This is a genomic window from Pseudomonas sp. LBUM1658 (genome assembly GCF_059716055.1).
On sequence record NZ_CP166798.1, the window covers coordinates 158,010 to 178,353 of the forward strand.

The following is a 20,344-nucleotide window of genomic DNA, read 5'->3' on the forward strand; positions in this document are numbered from 1 at the left end:
CGATCCGATTTGCCCGCGATATAGGGCCGGTTGCCATACATCGTCTCTGAAGAAGGGAAGGCTCTCTATCGCTGACCGGGCCTCAATGCTACCGCCGCGAACGTAATACGTACCACGTACCACGTACAAATCAACGCATCGCAGCGACAACCGGCCATTCCGCTTGCCTGCTAATGATCCGAGCTTCCCAGAGATTTGGACCGAGGGCCCACTCACTCCTTCGACAACTCCGCCATGCCCTTCAACAACTCGATCGGCAACGGAAAGACGATGGTCGAGGTCTTGTCACCGGCAATCGCCCCCAGGGTCTGCATATAGCGCAGCTGCATCGCCCCCGGCTGGCGGCCAAGCATTTCGGCGGCTTGCATAAGTTTTTCCGAAGCCTGCAGCTCGCCTTCGGCATGGATCACCTTGGCCCGCCGTTCCCGTTCGGCTTCGGCCTGTTTGGCGATGGCGCGAATCATCGATTCGTTGAGGTCGACATGCTTGATCTCGACGTTGGCCACCTTGATTCCCCAAGCGTCGGTCTGGGCATCCAGCACTTGCTGGATATCGGTGTTCAGGCGTTCGCGTTCGGCGAGCAATTCGTCCAGTTCATGTTTGCCCAGCACTGCCCGCAAGGTGGTTTGCGCCAGTTGGCTGGTGGCCATGAGGAAGTCCTCGACCTGGATGATTGCTCTCTGCGGGTCGAGCACCCGGAAATACAGCACAGCATTGACCTTCACTGACACGTTATCGCGGGTGATCACGTCTTGCGGCGGCACATCGAGCACTACTGTGCGCAGGTCCACCCGAACCATTTGCTGCACCACCGGAATCAACAGAATCAGTCCGGGGCCCTTGACCTGCCAGAAGCGTCCGAGCTGGAACACCACCCCGCGCTCGTATTCACGCAGGATACGAAACGCTGACGCTATCAACGCAATCAAGAGCGCCAGCAGCGCGCCAAAACCCAGTTCCAGACCCATGATCATCCTCCTCGTGGTATCACCTGTGCCGCAGTCACTTCCAATAGCAGTCCCTTGCGCGCCACCACCTGCACCTGTTGTCCGGGTCGCAGTGGCATCGGGCTCGACACCTGCCAGTTTTCCCCTTGCAGCTGCACCCAGCCGTTGCAAGGGTTGTCGGGTTGCACGGAGATCACCGGCGTAGTGCTGCCCACCAGTCCTGCATCACCGCTGACCAGTCGTCGCCGTCGCGCCCTCATTGCCATGCTCGCGAGTGCCACCAACAACAGGGCACTGCCTACGGCCAGGGTGATGATCAAGGACAGCGGAATGCCATAACCCGGCACATCGGTGTCCATCAGAATCACTGCTCCGGCGACAAAAGCCGCGATCCCGCCGAACCCGATCACCCCGAACGTCGGCAAAAACGCCTCGGCGACCATGAAGGAGATGCCCAGCAGAATCAGCGCCACGCCCGCGTAGTTCACCGGTAGCAGTTGCAGGGCATACAGCCCCAGCAGCAGGCAGATCCCGCCCAGCACGCCGCCAGCACCGGTACCCGGGTACATGAACTCGAAGAACAGGCCGTACACGCCAATCATCATAAGGATCAACGCCACGCTGGGATGGGTAATCACCGACAGCAGCTTGGTGCGCCAGTCCGGGTCATGGCTGATCAGCGCAGCGCCGGCGGTCTGCAGCCGCACCTCCTGCCCGGCGACATTCAGGGTCTTGCCGTCGAGTTGCTTGAGCAGACCGTTCACATCGTCCGCCACGTAATCGACCACCTTGAGTTTCAGCGCTTCCTGAGCCGACAGACTGACCGCTTCACGCACCGCCTGCTCAGCCCAATCGACGTTGCGCCCACGCAATTGCGCCAGGCCACGGATATACGCGGCGGCGTCGTTGATCTGCTTGTGGGTCAGGGTGTCTTTGGTGGTATCAGGCTCCGGCTCCTTGTCGGAACGTGGCGCCGCTGGCGGGTTTGGTTGCCCGGGCATACCGATTTGTACGGGGGTCGCCGCGCCCAGATTGGTGCCCGGTGCCATGGCGGCGACATGGCTGGCATAGAGAATGTAAGTCCCGGCACTGGCGGCACGGGCGCCGCTGGGGGCGACGAAACTGGCCACTGGCACGGGGCTGGCGAGGATCGCCTTGATGATCGAGCGCATCGAAGTGTCCAGCCCGCCCGGGGTATCGATGGTCAGCACCACCAGTTGCGCGTGCTCATCGGCAGCCTTGTTGATGCCTCGAACCACGTAGTCGGCGCTGGCCGGGCTGATCACATCGTTCACCGTCAGCACCGCTACCGGGTCCACAGCCCACGCCTGCCCGGTCGGTAACCCGATCAGCAACCACAGCAACACTGCCCGCCATCCACCTCTGTACATATGACCCCCGGAGAGTCATGCGCTACCGGCTGTCAGCCATTTGCCGGCTCTGAACTGGAGTTTAGTAGAGCAACGGGCTGAACGAATTTTGATCAGCGACTTCACGGAACCGATCAGCAGTTTGTGGTGGTCGGTACCCGATGCACGGCCTAGACTCTTTAAGGGGAAATCAGTTGTTAACCCATCGTCCTGCAGCTGTTGAGCAGGACACCGAGGTGCATCATGCGTATGGCAAGAACCGTGCATTTGAGCCTGGAACAGGCCAAATGCGACTACGACGTCGTGACTCATCCTCACTCGTCGAGCAGCCTGGAAACCGCCCGGGTGGCGGGCATCCCCGCTGAACGCGTGGCGAAATCAGTGATTCTCGACGACCACCATGGGCACTACCTGATGGCCGTCCTGCCCGCCAGCCGGCATCTGGACCTGAGCAAAGTCCGTGGCAGCGGCGAATGGCAAATCACCCGCGAAAGCACGCTGGCCCATCTGTTCAACGACTGCGAACGCGGTGCCGTGCCCGCTCTGGGCGAATCCTATGGCATGAAGATGGTCATCGATCCACTGCTGACCCGTCAGGATGACATTTACCTGGAGGCCGGCAACCACAACAACCTCGTCCATCTGAGCATGGACCAGTACCTGAAAATGGTGCCCCATGCCGAAGTGTGCGAGGTGAGTAATTCATGACAATGTGCAGTGATTATCTAGCCGTCTTCGCGGACAAACCGGCTCCCACAGGGACTATGCGGTCAAATGTGGGAGCGTGGCTTGCCCGCGATCGACTGCGCAGCAGTCGCAATAAGATCACCCACTCAATCACTGCCACCCCTCCAGCCTAAAACCCAGGAGTCCCCCATGGAATCACCCACCCACAGCCTGCCATCCCTGTTCAAACAACTCGGTCTGCCTGATGACCCAGAGGGCATCGACAAATTCATCGCCACCCATTCGCCGCTCAAACCCGAGCTGCACCTGGCCGACGCCTTCTTCTGGACCAAGAGCCAGGCGGATTTCTTGCGCGACGAAATTCTCGACGATGCTGATTGGGCGGAGGTGGTGGATCAGCTGGATGTGCTGCTGAGGAAGGGGCGGGGGGTGTAAAAAAATCTGATGAAAACAGGCGAAATGTAAAAAAATCTGGTGAGTGGTAAAAAAATCTGAGCTTTAATCGCCAAAGTGAATTTTTTCTGTGGAAGCTCACCATGTCTGTTGTCGGATACGCCCACCTGCGTAAGGCGCTAAGCCTTAAAGCCTTTGAGCCAAAACGCTCAGCAATGATCAAGCCTGTTACCCGGATCACCTTGATCGGGGATTGCCTGGCTGTTCCGCAATCCGTGGCGCCTGCTCAGGACTCGATGCTCGAACATATTTTGTTTGCCCTCAAACACGAAGGCATCAACCTTGGCATCCTCGTCCAAGCGCTTGAAACCATTTCTGCCGAGCAATTAGTGACCGAGTTGGCCAAAGCACCTAATGGCGTCTTTATCCGCAAGGCTTGCTATCTATGGGAAAGCTTCACAAAGCAACAGCTCGAATATGCAACTCCGGTGCGCGGCAGCGTTGTGCCGTTATTTGATCCGCAACTCTATGTAACCGGCCCCGCCGTCCGCAATAGCCGCTGGCGTATCGACTTCAACGGTCTAGGCTCTCTTGACTACTGCGCCACGGTGGAACGGACCCCGGAACTCGAAGCCTTGCTCAGCCTCGACATCCTCGGCCGTGCCAAAGGCTTTATGGCGACCTTACCCCCGGAAATGATGGATCGCGCCATCAACTGGGCCTACCTCCACGAAACCCGTGATTCTTTTGCGATCGAGAAGGAAGAACCCAGCGAAGAAAAGTCCCGACGCTTCGTTCAGTTGCTACGTCAGGCCCATGAAGGCCGCGAGCTCAGCGAAGATTATCTGGTCGAGTTGCAGAACAGCACCGTCTCCAACCCCTTCGATAAAGCCGTGCTGTTTCGACACGAGCAAAACCATCTCCACAATGGATTGCGAGGGGCTGCTGGTGTCAGCTATGTGCCACCGGCACCAGATCTGTGCCGTGAATTGATGCAAGAGCTAATGACCTTCGCCAATCAGGCTTCGCGTCACGTCGATCCATTGGTTGCCGCGGCTGTAACGGCCTTTGGTTTCGTCTTTCTTCACCCGTTTATGGATGGCAACGGCCGATTGTCGCGATTTCTGATCCATCAGACGCTTTGCCACTGCGGCGCACTCGAAAATGGCCTGCTGCTGCCCGTATCGGTCGCCATGAAACACGAAGAACAAAGCTATCTGGCTGCACTCAAGGATTTCTCCCTGCCCGCTCGTGAGTTCTGGAACGTCACCTGGCTGGACGCGGATAAAATGGCATGTGAATTCATCGGCCATCCTTCCATTTACCGGTTCTGGGACGCCACTCGCTGCGTCGAATTCACCCTGCAAATGGCCCGTCGCGCCCTCGAAGTCGAGCTACGCGAAGAAACCGAATTCCTCGAACGCTACGACCGCGTGGTCAAAGCCGTTAATCAGCGTTTTGACGTGCGTGGCAGCGACCTATCCAGGCTGGTGATGATGTGCTTGGACAACGAGGGCAAGGTCTCCAAGCACCGGCGCAAGCAGTTCCAGTACAGCGTGCCGGAGGAGGTTTTTGATTTTATTGAAGAGGAGGCGGGGAAGGTGTTGGTTTAGGTAAGTGCGTACACAGTGCTGTGTATGAAAAAGCTAAAAAAAACGTCAAGAAAAGTAAGCGGCCAGCCTGTTTGGTTGCAGACCCCGAACCATCCCTTCTATAGTTCGCCCCGTCGCCGCATATCGGCGACAGGATTTGGCGATCCTTTTTTCTACGACGCGTTTCAGCGCACCGATTCCATGCTTTTCCCTTTGGTGAAGGCATGCTGATCTATGGCGGCTGTGCGCGGGAGACCTTCGGGTCTGCCGGGTTTCGTAGATAACCGGTTCGCCAACCTGCGTACAGCTGCCACCCTTTTTCGTTTGGCGACGATCAATGGAGGCTCCAAAAAATTATCTACGAGATATACCCAATGACTCCATTTCGCCCCCTGACATCCAACCCCACCGCCGCCTCTGTTCTAGCCTTCAACACCCTCGCTGCGACTCATTTTCTCCATGAAACCGCTTGTAGCCGCATCCGTATCGGCACCGATCTGCTGGAAACTCTCACCTCGGTCACCATCCGCGATATCGACGATCAGGATCTTTACCGCTTCATCAATGCCGCGTTTGTGTCATTGAGAGACGGCCTGGACATGATGGAAGAAGTGCAGCATCGCTTAACCGCACAGGCGCTGAAGGCGACTTGACCTTTCGTTCTCGAATTCTGGCTGAGAGGGTCGTCGACTGTCAGTCAGTCTTCGCGAGCAAGCCCGCTCCCACAGGTATTGCGTGAACTTTGGGAGGAGCGGGTGTGCCCCGCGAATGGTCTGAAGAGGGTGATAATTTGGAAAGCAGACGAACGCAAGGTTCTTCGCACGCGAAACCCTGAGGCCGTTGCTATGCTTTGATCAGTTGGGTGGACGCGCGGCTGTTTGCGCTTGTCCACAGATCAAGGTTCGCGATGGTCATGGGGATTCCAATAATGAAAAACCCTTATGCTCCCGGCTTCTGGTGCGCCATCGCTGCGGTGGTGCTGCTCTCTGCCACCTATTTCTACGGCATTATGCTGGCTCATCAGATCGACAAGGCGCTGCTCTTCCTCGACAGCGCGGTGGCGTTGATTGCGGTGCTGTCGATGGTGATGTTCGCCTGGGCTTCGCTTCAGGGTCAGCGGATCAAGAAAAAGCAGCTCGAACAAGGCAAGACCCTGGTGATGATCTGGGACACCAAGGTCGCGTTGCGCCGCGTTGAAACGGTGTTCGATCGTTACTTCTGGGGCAGTTACTGGCAACCGGGACGCACCTTCCAGGAAGTCATGGGCGAACTCACCGGCACCCCGCTGGAAAAAAGCCTGGAAGCCTTGAAACACCAGTGTCTGGCCCTCGACAAACAAGTTGCTGACGGTCGGCACTGGCTCAATAACGCCCGCGAACTCTGCGACGTCGCCAGCGCCATGGCCCGGGAACGCTATCAGCTTGATTTCCATGACACGCGCGCGGCGTCACCGGGCGGGGCAGTGATCAGCCGGGATTTTGAAGTGCTGGTGTACACCTGGACCGCGCGGCTGAAGAGTTTTGATCATCAGCTCGATGAGATGGAAGTGGAGTATTCCTGAGGAATGAAAACCTAAAGATCGCAACCTGCGGCAGTTCCTACGACAAGCGAGTACACCCGTGTAGATGCGCGCGTACGCAAAACTTGTAGGAGCTGCCGAAGGCTGCGATCTTTTTGCTTGTGCGCCTGATGACCTCGACCTGACCGCTGGTTCACCTTCAAAGGTTGGGTCGCCCTGTGCCGCAAATGCTAATCTCCCAGCACTTTTAGCGGAGTCGAGCCGCAACCCGTCAAGGGTTCAGGGAAGACCGCCACACTTTCAACTACGGACATCGATCGGGTAAAGCATGAATAAATCAGCAGGCGTACTGTTAGCAATTGTTGTCGCGGTCGGTGCAATCAGCGCGGGCGGCGCCTGGTACACCGGCACCAAACTGGAAGGGGTGCTGCAGACTTCGATCGCTGATGCCAATAAAGAGCTGCAAACCGCCCTGGTCGGTTCCCAAGGCAACGCCACCCTGGAGCTGGTCTCGCTGGACCGCCGGATATTCACCAGTACCGCGCACTACCGCCTCAAAGGTCAGGGCGAAATGTTCAGCGACAACCCCGAAGGCATCGAACTGCTGTTCGTCGACCGTATCGAACATGGCCCGCTACCCTTCTCGCGTCTGGTTACGCTCAAATGGCTGCCGGTCCTGGCGACCAGTCACTACGAGCTGGAAAAGACCCCGCTTACCGAAAAATGGTTCGCCGCCACCAAGGATGCTGCCCCGGTCAAGGGGGTGGTCAACATCGGTTACGACAACTCCACCGACAGCAAGCTCGAGCTGCTGCCACTGGAGGTCGCGCTGGATGAGAAGTCCAATCTGAAGTTTTCCGGCCTGAACCTCGATGTTGCCGCCAGTGCCCAGGCGCAGCAGGTCAAAGCCAAGGGCTACATGGACAGCCTCACGCTGTCGACGGTCGCCGAGGACCAGACGCCGGTACTGATCGAACTCAACGGCCTGACCCTGGCCAGCAACCTCAGCAAAAGCACCTACGGCTATTACCTGGGGCAAAACACCCTTGAGCTGACCAGCACCAAGACCACCTTCGGTGACAAGCAGTCGGTAGTGACCTTCAAAAACGCCGAACTGAAAAGCTCCACCCAAGAGTCCGGGACTAACGGGGCGGGTCGTGCTGATTACAAGGTTGGCGAAATCCTCTACAACGACAAGGCTGTCGGCGCGGCCAATATGGCCTGGAGCATGAAGAACCTCGATATTCCGGCCACCCTGTCGCTGGTGCAGGTTTATCAAAGCAAGCTGCAGCCCTACGAGGCAGCCGCCGCCGCTGCGGCTGCCGCCGGTGAGCCAGTGCCAGAACTGATTTTGAGCGAAGCCGAGCAGGCCCAGGTCAAGGCTGGGCTGGAAAAACTGCTGGACGCCAAACCGCAGCTCGCCCTGGAAAACCTGTCGTTCAACACTGCCAACGGTGAAAGCCGTATGAGCCTGGTGGTCGATCTGGCCAGACCGCAATCGATGGATCTGCCGCCGGTTGAAGTGGGCAAGCAGCTGATTGCGCTGCTGGACTTCAATCTGTTGCTGTCCAAACCGATGATCGCCGACGTCGCCAGTGTGCAGGCACAGATCGAAGGCCAGACCGATGCCAAGGTGATTGCCGACCAAGGAACCATGGCCAGTGAAATGGTCAGCAGCATGGCGGTAGGGACTCAACTGGCGACACTGGACGGCAACAACATCGTGTCCAAATTGCGTTACGCCAACAATCAGGTGGATTTCAACGGCCAGAAGATGACGGTCGAGCAGTTTATCGGCTTCGTGATGAGCAAACTGGGTGGCGCTGACGCCGTCCAGTAAGCCGCTTTCCGGATCCGCTAAAACTGCGTTAATCGCAGGTTTCAGCCGAACGCCCAGCCTCCGCATCCGCGGGTCGGCTGGGCGTTTTGTTTGGTGCGCCGTAACTTCTAAACTTCATGCCGAAGGTAATAACAGAGAAGGCCACTTATTTAGTAGGGTGATTAAAAAGAGTATTGATTTGTCCCAATGAGAAAATGTATCAAAAAATTTACCGTTCGTCGGATTTAAAAATTATGGTAATTATCCAGTAGTTCTTAATAAGATAAAATCCGTTATTAATCAGTATGTTGCTGGTGATATTATGATGCCATTAGTGCAATTGTTAGTGCCTTGGCTGAACTTAGTTTCGATGTTAATTTTCCGCCCTTGATATTCGATGGATCGAACATGTATTTGCTACCACGGACTCGGTTGTTATTCTGCGTATTACTGTTGTCGTTATTTACTCAAAACAGCGCACATGCCGCCACCAATCCCGGCGATCAGGAGCTGATCCGCGATCGCCAGAATCGGCTCCTTGAGGAGCAACGCCGGCGCCTTGAAGAACTCAAGGAGCTGCCTGGCAAAGAAGTCATTCCCAGCGCACCAGGCGCTCCGGTCGACACCCGCTGCTTCCCGATCAAAGACATCGAACTCAAGGGCGCCGACAGCTTGTCTGCCCTCGACCGCGAGCGTCTGCTCAAGCCCTATATCGGTCAATGTCTGGGTGTCTCGCAGCTCAACGAGTTGCTCAAGGTCATCACTGATTACTACATCGACAGGGGGATGGTTACCAGTCGTGCCTATTTGCCACAACAGGACCTGTCCACCGGTCACCTGAAGGTACTGGTTGTCGAAGGCAAACTCGAAGGCTTGAAGGGCGCGGACGGCAGCAAACTCTCCGAACGTGAACTGGCGATGGGCTTTCCTGGCAAGACCGGTGATCTGCTCAATCTGCGCGAGATCGAACAGCTGGTCGATCAACTGAACCGCCTGCCATCCAATCAAGCGCAAATGGAGTTGACGCCGGGTAGCGAAATCGGCGGCAGCGAAGTCCTGGTCAGAAATACCCCTCTCAAACCCTGGCGCGCCAATCTGTCGCGTAACAACGACGGGCAGAAAAGCACCGGTGAACAGCAGTGGAATACCGGTCTCGAATGGGACAGTCCGCTGGGGCTGGCCGATCAGCTGATGTTGCGCGGCGGCCATGATGCGGTGAGCGACCACCAGCGCACCTCGAAAAACGCCATGCTCTATTACAACCTGCCCTGGGGCTGGTGGAACTTCAGCTACACCTACAGCCAGAGCGACTACCGCTCGCAGTTCCAGGCCAACGGCTACGACTTCAAGCAGAGCGGCGACAACGAAAACCATCAGCTGCGGGCCGAGCGAGTGATCCACCGCGACGCCGTGAGCAAGACCTCGCTCAATGCCGGTCTGGCCTACCTGCGCACCAACAACTTCATCGAAGACAGCCGCCTCGACAACAGCAGCAATCGCCTCAGTGAGGCGCAGTTCGGCATTAACCACGGCCGGCGGATCGGCAGTGCATTCGTCAACCTCGATCTGGGGATGCAGAAGGGCATTGGCGCTTTCGGTGCGCAAGGTACCGAGGCTGACGACCCGAGCATTCCCCACGACCGCAACCCTGAAGCCCGTTACCGAAAATACACGGCGACCCTGAGCTACCTGCAGCCGTTCACGCTGTGGGGTGAGTCCTTCAGTTTCACCAGCCTGGCCACCGGGCAGCGCAGCGAAGACCTGTTGTTCAGCCCCCAGCGCATGAGCCTGGGCGGTTCAGCATCGATACGCGGTTACAAGGACCAGACATTGTCCGGAGACAGCGGCGGTTACTGGCGCAACGACCTGCGCTGGAGTCGTCCGGTGACCCTGGCATGGCTGCTCCCGGTGTTCGGTGAATACGGCACCAGCCTGGGTTACGACCAGGGTGTGATTCGTGGCGACCGCTTCAACGGCGATCAGCACGGCCGCGTTTCCAGCAACTCCCTGGAGTTGTTCGCCCGTGGTCGGAACGTGGCTGCCAGCGTGACCTTTGCCCATTCCCTGGAACGACCGGATGCCCTGATCGAGCGCGAAGCGCCGATCTACTTCCGTATGGATTTTTTCCTCTAATTTCCGCTTTTCCGAGAATCTCGACATGGATGTTCGTCAACTGGCCTTCCTGGCCCGCCAGCCTTCTGCTGCCCTGATATCCCGTGTGCGCTTCTGGGGCATGCCCAAGCGCGGGTTGGCGCTCATCCTGGCCAACGCCCTGTTCTGGCAACCGCTATTGGTGCAGGCCGAAGGTATCGTCGTCAGCGGCCCGGGCACCAGCCTCGGCCAGGCGGGCAATGGCGTACCGATCGTCAACATCGCCGCACCAAATGGCAGCGGCCTGTCCCACAACCAGTTCAAGGACTACAACGTCGGCGCCAACGGGGTGATCCTCAACAACGCCACGGGGCGGACCCAGGGGACGCAACTGGGCGGGATCATCCTTGGCAACCCGAACCTCAAGGCCGCTGCCGCGCAAACCATCCTCAACGAAGTCAATGGCGGCAACCCCAGCCAGTTGCGCGGTTACACCGAAGTGGCGGGGCAATCGGCGCGGGTGATCGTCGCCAACCCCTACGGCATCAGTTGCAACGGCTGCGGTTTTATCAACACGCCGCGGGTGACCTTGACCACCGGCAAGCCGCTCCTCGATAACGGCCGACTGGAGCGTTTTCAGGTCGACCAGGGCAGCGTCTCGATCGAAGGCCTGGGGCTGGATGCGAGCAGTGTCGACAGCTTCGAAATCATCACCCGCTCGGCGAAAATCAACGCCCAGATCAACGCACGCAACCTGACCATCGTGGCCGGGCGCAACGATGTCGACGCGCACACCCTGAATCCGACCGCGCGTGCCGATGACGGCAGCGCCAAGCCGGAATTGGCCATTGACTCTTCGGCGCTCGGCGGGATGTACGCCGGGGCGATCAAGCTGGTGGGCACCGAGGCCGGTGTCGGGGTGAAACTCGACGGTACACTGGCCGCCAGCGGCGGGGATATTCAGCTCGATGCCAATGGGCATCTGAGCATGGCGCAGACGTCCGCCCAAGGTAATCTGCGGGTCAATGCACAAAGCGTGGCGCTGACCGGTAAAACTTACGCCGCCGGCAGTGCCGAGGTGCGCACCCCCGGCGAGTTGGTCAACCAGCAGAGCCTGGCGGCACGCCAGCAGATCACGATAAACGCCGGACAAATCAGCAACCCGGGCACCCTCGAAGCCGGAGTCGAAATCGACAACAGTCGAAATTCGACCGGTGATGTGGTCCTCAACAGCCAGACCCTGACCAACAACGGCAACTTGCTGGCAAGCCGCTCTCTGAGCGCCAACGCCACTCAGGTCCTGAACAATCAGAGCGGGGTGATTCAAGCCGCTGCGGTCAACCTGAGCAGCGCCAGGCTGATCAACCAGGGCGCGGCCGCACGTATGTTTGGCGAGCAATCGCTGGTGCTCGGCACCCCGGCGATCGTCAACCTGGGCGGGCTGATTCGCTTTGGTGCGGGTCAAGCCGCAACACTGCAACTCGACACCCTGGATAACCGCGAAGGGCGGATCGAAGTCGCCGGCGGCAGCCTGAAGCTTGACAGCCGCGAGCTGGACAACCGCGCGGGAAACATCATCGCCGGCAGCCTGGACATCACCACTGCCAAACTCGCCAACCAGGCTGGCCTACTGGCTGCGAGCCTGGGTGATGCGCAGGTGCGCGCCACCGAGAAACTCGATAACACCCGGGGCAAGGTCCAGGCCGCCAGCGTATTGAGTGTGTCTGGCAATGAATTGATCAACCAGGGCGGGACGCTCGCGGCCAATCAGGTCACGGTGAGTGTGTCGAGCCTGGATAACAGCGCACAAGGCCTCATCAGCGCCGAAAATGGTGCGTTGGCGTTGAACGTCGCCAAGGCTTTCGACAATACCCAGGGTCGCGCCCAGGCCAGTGCCGGGTTAACGGTGAGCGCCGGCAATATCGCGAACCAGAGCGGCATTCTGCTCGGTACCGACCTGCAGCTGACCAGCCAGGGCGATCTCGACAATCGCAAGGGCCAAATCGTCGGCGAGCGTGTGACGATCAACAGCCAGGGGCTGAACAATTCCAGTGGCGTGCTGCAAGGCGGTGAACTGCTTAACGTTACCGCAGGCGATCTGCTCAACAGCGGCGGCAGCCTGATTGGCGGCACGCTGAATGCCAGCCTCGTCAGCCTGAGCAGCAACGACGGCGGCGTGCTCAGCGCCGAAACCGGCAAGCTGACACTCAACGTCCAACACCACTTGAACAACGCCCTGGGTCGCCTGCAAGCCAGTCTGGGCGATATTGACCTGCGAGCCGCCAGCTTGAGCAACCAGCAAGGCGTGATCGTCGGCAAGCAATTGCTGCTGATCGCTGAAGGCGGGCAGATCGACAACCGCGGCGGACGAATCGTCGGCGACCAACTCGATGTGCAGGCCGCCGGCCTGGACAACCGCGATACCGGCCTGCTGGCCGGTGGCGAGCAGGGCGTCAGCCTGGTGCTCAACGGGCCGCTCACATCCCAGGCGCAATTGCTCAACACTCAGGGGCGCATTCAGAGTGACGGCCGTTTGCATCTGGACGCCAAGCATCTGGACAACAGCGCCGGCATCCTGTTGGGTCGCAGCATCGACATCACCGCTCAGGATCTCAACAACAGCAACCACGGCGCACTGGTCAGCAACGGCGACAACGTCGAACTGAGCATCAGCAATGTGCTGAGCAACGTTACGGGCGTGATCGATGCCGGCGAACACAGCGTGCTGCTCAAGACGCTGACCCTGCTCGATAACCAGGGTGGTACCGTGCGCGGCAAACGCCTGGATATCCAGGCCGTGACGCTCTACAACAATCAGCAAGGACAGTTGCTGGCGGGCAGCGAAGGGCTGAGTTACAGCGGCCAGACTCTGCAAAACCGCAACGGCATGATCCTCACCAGCGGCGCCGCCACCGAGTTGAACCTGGCTCAGGGTGAACTGCAGAACCAGGGCGGGACGATTCAGGGCGATAGCGTCAGCGTGACCGCCGGCAGCGCCAACAACAGCGCCGATGCCGGTAAGGCCGGCCTTATCGCCAGCCTGGTCGGCGACCTGCGGCTGACGGTCGATGCGTTGACCAACCAGGCCGGCAAACTGTTCGCCAAAGACCAGGTGTGGATCGAAGGTTCGACCCTGGACAACCGCAACGCCGGCCAGATCAGTGGCAACCAGCTCAACCTGATCACTAGCGGGAACCTGCTGAACCAGGGTGGCCTGATCGAATCGAGCTCCGGGCTGAGCCTGATCGGTGGCAGCCTGGACAACAGCGCCGGCGGCCAACTGCAGGCGCTGGCGGGAGCGACCAGCACCGTTGATCTCACGGGAAATCTGAACAACGACGGTGGCGCCATCGACATCGGCAGCCAGGCGTTTGGCCTCAAGGCTGCGCAACTGGACAACCGCGCAGGCCAGATACAACATGCCGGCACCGGTTTGTTCAGCCTGAACGTGACGGGCCTGCGCGGTACCCAGGGCAGCATTACCGGTCTGGGCAGCGGTCAATGGACGATCGGCGCGGTCGAAGGCCTGGGTCGTCTGCAACTCAATGACACACTGACCTACACCAGCGCCCAGGCACTGGTGCTCAATACGGGTGATCGCCTGGCGAGTGCCACTGGCCTGATTCTCAATGTGGGCAGTCTGAGCAACGCCGGCGAACTGCTCAGCGACGGTGATCTGAGCCTGACCCTGGCCGGCGACCTGAACAACAGCGGTCACCTCTCGGCACAACGCAAGCTCACTCTCAATGCCAATAACCTCAGCCAGAACGGCGGACGCCTGGCCAGTGGCACCGACACCGAGCTCAACTTGCGCGGGACCCTGGATAACCTGGGCTATCTGACCGCTCGTCAGCATCTCACCATCGCCGCGGCACAGATCAACAACCGCGGCACCCTCGGCGCCCAGGGCAAAGTCAGCCTCAGCGCCAGCAATGGCATCAGTAATGCTGCCGACACGTTGCTGTTCAGCGGCTCGGACATGGTTCTGCGCGGCAACAGCCTGAGCAACCTCTACGGCGATATCTACAGCCGTGGCGACCTGAGTTTCGCCGCGTTGAACGGCGGTCTGGCGCAGAGCTTCAGTAACCTTTCCGGCACCATCGAAAGTGAAGGCAATATCGACCTCAAAGCGCTGTCGGTGGAGAACGCCAAGGCCGTATTCGAGCTCAGCGCTGTGTTGACCGGCGGCAGTCTGAGTTGGGTGTGTGGCCAGCACTGCGACGGGCATGACTCCTTCAAGCGTGGCCAGATAACCATTGAGCAGACTTTCACTGAATCGGCCCTGAAGGACTCGGCCTCGGCCCGCCTGGTGGCCGGTAAGAATCTTCTGGTGCAGGCGGACAACGTCCAGAACCGCTACAGCCTGATGGCGGCCAACGGCAACCTGAGCATCACCGCCAATGACCTGCTCAACCAGGGTGCGACCACGCGCACCGGCAGGAACACTACTGTCATTGGAACACCCGAGCGTATTTCGACGGATTACTGGGACCAGATGGAATTCAGCGACGTACCAGCGTTCAATGCCGCCGTCGCTGCAGGCACTTTCGACAAGGCGCGTTTCGAGGAATTGAAGGCCCGTTCAAGCGACAATCGCTTCCTCGAACAAAGCAATGTCACCACCTGGAATGACGACGCACAACCGCTGTATGCGGCGACGATGCAAGCGGGCGGTACGGTCACTCTGAATGTCGCCAGGACCCTGCAAAATGGCACTCTGCACGAAAACACCCTGGCCCAACTGACCGGAACCCTGGGCGACGATCAGACCGGCCCCGAAGTCGGTGGCATCAACATCACCCTCAACAAAAAAGCCACCGACGTCAGCGCCCAAGCCCCTGCGTCGGTCCAGCGCATCGAAAGTATCGCAGCCGATGGCAGCATCAAACTCAGCTTCGTACCCGTGGACTACAGCGGCGTGCCATTCGCCGCCGTTGACCCGACCGCCGCACCGAGCTTTCACCTGCCAAACGGCGACTACGGGCTGCTCATCAAAAGCAACGACCCGAAAAGCCATTATCTGATCGAAACCAACCCCAATCTGACCAGTCTGTCGAACTTCCTCAGTTCCGACTACATGCTCGGCGAGATGGGCTACAACCGGGACGATACCTGGCGCCGATTGGGCGACGGGTTGTATGAGTCGCGGTTGATCCGCGACGCAGTACTGGCCCGAACCGGCCAGCGCTTCCTCGCAGGCGGACTGACCAGCGACTACGACCAATTCCGCTACCTGATGGACAACGCCCTTGCCAGCAAGGACGCCTTGCGGCTCAGCGTCGGTGTTTCGTTGAGCAATCAGCAGGTCAGCGCGCTGACTCACGATATCGTCTGGATGGAGAGCCGGGTCGTTGATGGTCAGTCGTTGTTGGTGCCGGTGCTGTACCTGGCACAGGCCGAGTCGCGCAACGTGCGCGGCAGCAGCCTGATCCAGGGCCGCGACCTGAACCTGATCACCGGCAACGACCTGATCAACGTTGGCACCCTGCGCGCCACCGATAACCTGAGCGTCTCCAGCGGTGGCAGTGTGTATCAGGGCGGGCTGGTGGAAGCCGGGAACAACCTGAGCCTGCTTGCGCAGGACAGTATCCGCAACGCCATGGCCGGCGACATTCGCGGCACGCAGGTCAGCCTCAGCACCCTCAAGGGCGATATCGTTAACGACCGCACCGCGATTCAAGTCCGCGACGGCGGGGGCATGCGCACCCTGACCGATGCCGGAGGCAGTGTCAGTGCACGGGAAAACCTCGTGGTCAACGCCGGGCGCGACCTGACCAATCATGGCGCCCTGAGCGGCGGCGCCGATGCCCGCCTGGGCGCAGGTCGTGACCTCAACCTGGTGGCCGTAGCCGACGTCAGCGAAAAACACGAAATCTTCAACGGCGGGCACAGGTCCAGCATCACCACCGAGGTCAAAAACCTCGCCGCCACGGTAACCGCCGGCGGCAATCTGGCCATGGGCGCCGGGCGCGACATCAACGTTATCGCCAGTCAGGCCAAGGCCGGCCAGAACCTCGACGTCGGAGCCGGCCGCGACCTCAACATCGCCTCGGCCGGCGACATGCACAACGTTGATAGCAAATCCAAGCACGGCAAAACACGCATCAGCGAATCGAACGACCACACCACCCAAGTGGCGAGCGAACTGAGCGCCGGCAACAACTCCAACAGCGAAGCCGGACGCGACATCAATGTCGTCGCCAGCAAGATCAGTGCGGGGAATGAAGCGTACCTGGTCGCTGGCAACAACCTGACGCTCCTGTCTGCCGACAATCAGGATTACAGCTTTTACAGCAAGACCAAGAAAACCTCCTCGAGCAAGAAGAGCCAGCTTGATGAAGTGACCAGCACCACCAGCGTGGGGAGTTTGGTGACTTCTGGCGGCAACAGCATTTTGCTGGCCGGTAATGACCTGGCGATCAAAGGCAGTGACGTGGCGGCCGAAAAGGGCGGGGTCATTCTCTCGGCAGGCAATGATGTACAAATTGTCGCTGCCACTGATTCAACCAGTGCCCGGCACGAAAAAAGCTCGAGCAAAAGCAGCTGGGGTGGTTTCAAGTCGAGCAAGGTCGAGGATCAGCTTGCGGAAACGCAAACCATGGCGGCCGGCAGCGTCATTTCGGGCAATACCGTCGATGTGACAGCCCGCCGTGACGCCACAGTGACCGGCTCCTCATTGGTCAGCACCCAGGATCTGTCGGTCCGCGCCGGCCGCGACCTGACCATCAACGCAGCTGAAAATACCTTCACCCGCACCGAACTGCATAAGGAAAAAAACCGCGACTTGTCGGGTGTTCTGACGGGCAATAACCTCGGTATGGATGACATCACTGGCAACCAACATCTGTCGATCAGTGGTCAGAGCCATACCGGAAATGCCGCTCAAACTACCTTGACTGGCAGCACCATCGGCTCCAGTGAGGGAAATGTCAGCCTCGCGGCAGGTCGTGATCTCGGGGTGATCGCCAGCGATTTGGTCAGTACCAAAAACATGAGCCTCAGCGGTTCTAACGTGACCATCGCCGCCGGCATGGAAACCGCGAGTCAAAGCAGTGTAGACAAGTCCAATAGCCTGGCCGTGGGGCGGGTCATCGGGGGCGCGATCGTCGATACTGCCAAGAGCATTCAGACGTCGGTCAAAGCCGCCAATGACGCCGATGATCCCCGACTCAAAGCGGTGAAGATGGCTCAAGCGGCTTTAGCGACTTACAACCTGGGTGGCATGGCCTCTGATGCCAACGACGCAAAGTCGGGTTTCAAAGATAAAGAAGGTGGCACTGCTGGCAATGGCTCGCTGATAAAAATAGGCACCGAACTTGCCAATACTCACAGCAAAAGCACGAGCCAATACGATAGCCAGACCGCTAAGCAGAGCACGATCAATGCGGGCCAGGATCTCTCCATTATCGCCAGTGGCAGCGCAGCTGGCACGGCTGGCGATATCCATATAATCGGCAGCGATTTGAAAGCGGCCAATACCTTTCTGCTGGCGAAAAACAACATCACCCTGGAGAGCGCACAGAACACCGTTGAGCGGGTCAACGACAGTACCAATAACAAAACCGCCATCGGTGCCAGTTTCAACATTGGTCAACAAAACGGGTTCACCCTCGATCTGGGCACGCAGATCGCCAAAGGCATGGGAAACGGCAGTTCCGTCACCCAGGTCAACAGCACTTTGCAGACAGGATCGCTCGTACTTCGCAGCGGCAACGACACCACTCTGGCTGGTGCGCAGGTTCGGGCTGACAGCATCCAGGCGTTGATTGACGGCAACCTCAACATCATTTCGCGCCAGGACAGCGAGACACAAAAAAGCAAACAAGGCAGTGCCGGCTTCGGCGGGAGTATCTGCATACCGCCGTTCTGCTATGGCGCGACAGTGGCGGCCTCTGCAAGTCTCGCCGCAGGCAACATGAACAGCGACTACCAGGCGGTGACAGACCAGAGTGGGCTGTTTGCAGGCAAGGGCGGCTATGACATCGCGGTCGGCAAAAACACCGTTCTGCAAGGCGCGGTCATTGCCAGCGAAGCTTCGCCCGACAAGAACTCTCTGAGTACGGACAGGTTGCATGTCAGCGATATCAAGAACGCCAGTGAAATCGAGAGCCGGGCGGCAGGCCTTACAGTCTCGTATAGCAGCGGTTATGGAGACACTCCGTCAGGCACCACTGTGGGCGGTGGCGTCCCACTGGCGCTCACAGACGCCGACCACAGCAGTACTCGCAGTGCCATCAGCGAGGGCACGATCGTTGTTCGTAATGCGGCGGGCGCGAGTGATCTGGTTGGGCTGAATCGAGACACCGCGGATGCAAACCAAACCCTGGATCGTCCTGACCAGAAGGCGATGCAGGAGCGTATTGATTTGATTCAGGGGACCGTTGAGCTAGAAAAAGGCCTCATCAGTACCTACGCCTCGGCCAAGCTGGAAGAGGCTTCGAAGCAATTACGTGAGGCAAAAAATCCTGAAGAGGTCCGGACCGCTGAAGCAAACTTGAACAATGTCAAAAAGAACTGGGATGTGGGCGGGGACGACCGGGTACTTGCCGACATCGTCACCGGGCTGATAGCTGGCGGTTTAGGCGGAGTTGGAGGTGGGACGGCATTTGGCATCGTTGCTAATACCACCGCAGCGGACACTTATAAGAAGCTGGGCGATTATGCTGACCAGAAGCGCGACATAGCAGAAAAAGCTGGCGACAGGGTTGCCCAGTCTGTTTGGGACGAAGGCGGCGCTGCACGTGTTTTCCTGCACACGATGGCCGGCGCGGCACAGGGGCTTTCAGGCGGCACGGTCGGGGCCAGTGCACTGGGAGCGGGCGCTACCGGTTTGACGGCGCCTTACATGGCCGAGCAAATCCTGAAAATGGACCTTTCTGTCGATGTAAAAAAAGCTTTGTTAATGGCGTCTGTCGGGGTCGCTGGCGCGAGCGCCGGGGGCGTGTCAGGGGCGACGAGTGGCCTGCTTGAAGTCGAAAACAACTACCTGAAGCACACTGATATCCAGCTGCTCTCCACAATGTTGAAGAGTTGCACCGCGGATGACACGGCGTGTCGAAATAACGTGAAGGTTGAAGCCAAAAAGTTCAGTGATGCCAATGATGCTCAGTTAATGGCGTGCACCGATCAGGCATGTCTGGACACGCACATTGCACAAATTGTTGAAGGGGCCAAATCTTTCGGTGAGATTTATGCCGCAGATCAGGCTGAGAAAGCTAAAGACAAACTTGCGTTTGGCGCAATCAGTGATATTGAGACCAACAGTCTGCTGCTGGCCGCTAACCTTGCCTCGGGTCTGGCAAGTTTTGATACCTGGTCTCAGAAAAATTGCGCGGGCGGCAGCGCCGAGTCTTGTCAAACCAAGTTCAGAGACGCGGTTAGTCAAGGCACATTCATTAACTCCCAAGGCACAGCCGGCGGCAATATTGCTACGGTTATGTCCGGCTGGGAATCCGTTTTCGGTAGTACAAAGCAGCCCCACGAATACAGCGACGTCTCTACGGGGTGCTGGTCTTTCAATGGCGGCTGTGGCTCATTGGCACAGCAGTACGACGCGTTGAAACGGAATGCAGGCCCGGGTGGTATCGCAAGCACGGAAGTGAAAAGCGGAGACGTCAGTGAGCTTTACATTGCCGGACAAAAGCTTGGGTACGTCGCTCACTTGACTGATCCCGATACACAGAGCCTTATCAATATCACGTTACCCGGTATGCACGCTTTGGATCCGGGGTTCGTGGTGCGGTCAATCGTTCCGGATGGACCTGATGGGTTCAAGATAGATACCAAAGGCTGGGGCACAGGAAATAGTCCGGCGTTCAACTCAAATGATTGGGCAGCACCTCTCGTGTGGGGATCGAATGCCAAAGCTATTTGGATAGACTTGAAAGCCCATGAGAAGCCGTAATGCGTCAGGCCGGTGTTTAGCG

General features: G+C 58.7%; 10 protein-coding genes. 8 read left to right on the plus strand and 2 right to left on the minus strand.

The features are described from left to right. Nucleotides 1–212: 212 nt before the first annotated feature. Together ACA064_RS00700 and ACA064_RS00705 are read right to left on the minus strand one after the other, a co-directional pair. Nucleotides 213–968: a slipin family protein gene (locus ACA064_RS00700; RefSeq protein WP_497671669.1), complete on the minus strand. Its 756-nt coding sequence runs from the start codon at nt 966–968 to the stop codon at nt 213–215. 2 nt (nt 969–970) lie between these two features. Further along, nucleotides 971–2,338 (minus strand): NfeD family protein, encoded by a 1,368-nt coding sequence (locus ACA064_RS00705; protein WP_497671670.1) that lies wholly within the window; start codon nt 2,336–2,338, stop codon nt 971–973. A 222-nt stretch (nt 2,339–2,560) separates the two neighbouring features. Here ACA064_RS00705 and ACA064_RS00710 point away from each other — a divergent pair, with 222 nt between their 5' ends. From ACA064_RS00710 to ACA064_RS00745, 8 genes are all read left to right on the plus strand, one after another. Continuing rightward, entirely contained in the window at nt 2,561–3,025 is a 465-nt protein-coding gene (locus ACA064_RS00710) for an aminoacyl-tRNA deacylase (protein WP_497671671.1), read from the plus strand. Nucleotides 3,026–3,193: 168 nt separating this feature from the next. Further along, nucleotides 3,194–3,439 carry a DUF2789 domain-containing protein gene (locus tag ACA064_RS00715; protein ID WP_497671672.1) on the plus strand — a complete coding sequence of 82 codons (246 nt, stop codon included), beginning with the start codon at nt 3,194–3,196 and terminating at the stop codon, nt 3,437–3,439. 101 nt (nt 3,440–3,540) lie between these two features. Next, nucleotides 3,541–5,010: a Fic family protein gene (locus ACA064_RS00720; protein WP_497671673.1), complete on the plus strand. Its 1,470-nt coding sequence runs from the start codon at nt 3,541–3,543 to the stop codon at nt 5,008–5,010. 353 nt (nt 5,011–5,363) lie between these two features. Continuing rightward, entirely contained in the window at nt 5,364–5,642 is a 279-nt protein-coding gene (locus tag ACA064_RS00725; protein ID WP_497671674.1) for a hypothetical protein, read from the plus strand. Nucleotides 5,643–5,917: 275 nt separating this feature from the next. After that, nucleotides 5,918–6,550: an NADH:ubiquinone oxidoreductase subunit N gene (locus ACA064_RS00730; protein WP_497671675.1), complete on the plus strand. Its 633-nt coding sequence runs from the start codon at nt 5,918–5,920 to the stop codon at nt 6,548–6,550. Nucleotides 6,551–6,836: 286 nt separating this feature from the next. Further along, a complete protein-coding gene (locus ACA064_RS00735; RefSeq protein ID WP_497671676.1) occupies nt 6,837–8,348 on the plus strand; it encodes a YdgA family protein in 1,512 nt (503 codons plus the stop codon). Between the two features lie 387 nt (nt 8,349–8,735). After that, nucleotides 8,736–10,460 (plus strand): ShlB/FhaC/HecB family hemolysin secretion/activation protein, encoded by a 1,725-nt coding sequence (locus ACA064_RS00740; RefSeq protein ID WP_497671677.1) that lies wholly within the window; start codon nt 8,736–8,738, stop codon nt 10,458–10,460. Between the two features lie 25 nt (nt 10,461–10,485). Then, nucleotides 10,486–20,322 (plus strand): two-partner secretion domain-containing protein, encoded by a 9,837-nt coding sequence (locus ACA064_RS00745; protein ID WP_497671678.1) that lies wholly within the window; start codon nt 10,486–10,488, stop codon nt 20,320–20,322. Nucleotides 20,323–20,344: the final 22 nt, after the last annotated feature.

Coding starts and splice junctions, on each gene's coding strand:
- ACA064_RS00725 (WP_497671674.1), top strand. CDS start 5,364: ATGACTCCATTTCGCCCCCTGACATCCAACCCCACCGCCGCCTCTGTT.
- ACA064_RS00735 (WP_497671676.1), top strand. CDS start 6,837: ATGAATAAATCAGCAGGCGTACTGTTAGCAATTGTTGTCGCGGTCGGT.
- ACA064_RS00700 (WP_497671669.1), bottom strand. CDS start 968: ATGGGTCTGGAACTGGGTTTTGGCGCGCTGCTGGCGCTCTTGATTGCG.
- ACA064_RS00705 (WP_497671670.1), bottom strand. CDS start 2,338: ATGTACAGAGGTGGATGGCGGGCAGTGTTGCTGTGGTTGCTGATCGGG.
- ACA064_RS00715 (WP_497671672.1), top strand. CDS start 3,194: ATGGAATCACCCACCCACAGCCTGCCATCCCTGTTCAAACAACTCGGT.
- ACA064_RS00720 (WP_497671673.1), top strand. CDS start 3,541: ATGTCTGTTGTCGGATACGCCCACCTGCGTAAGGCGCTAAGCCTTAAA.
- ACA064_RS00710 (WP_497671671.1), top strand. CDS start 2,561: ATGCGTATGGCAAGAACCGTGCATTTGAGCCTGGAACAGGCCAAATGC.
- ACA064_RS00740 (WP_497671677.1), top strand. CDS start 8,736: ATGTATTTGCTACCACGGACTCGGTTGTTATTCTGCGTATTACTGTTG.
- ACA064_RS00730 (WP_497671675.1), top strand. CDS start 5,918: ATGAAAAACCCTTATGCTCCCGGCTTCTGGTGCGCCATCGCTGCGGTG.
- ACA064_RS00745 (WP_497671678.1), top strand. CDS start 10,486: ATGGATGTTCGTCAACTGGCCTTCCTGGCCCGCCAGCCTTCTGCTGCC.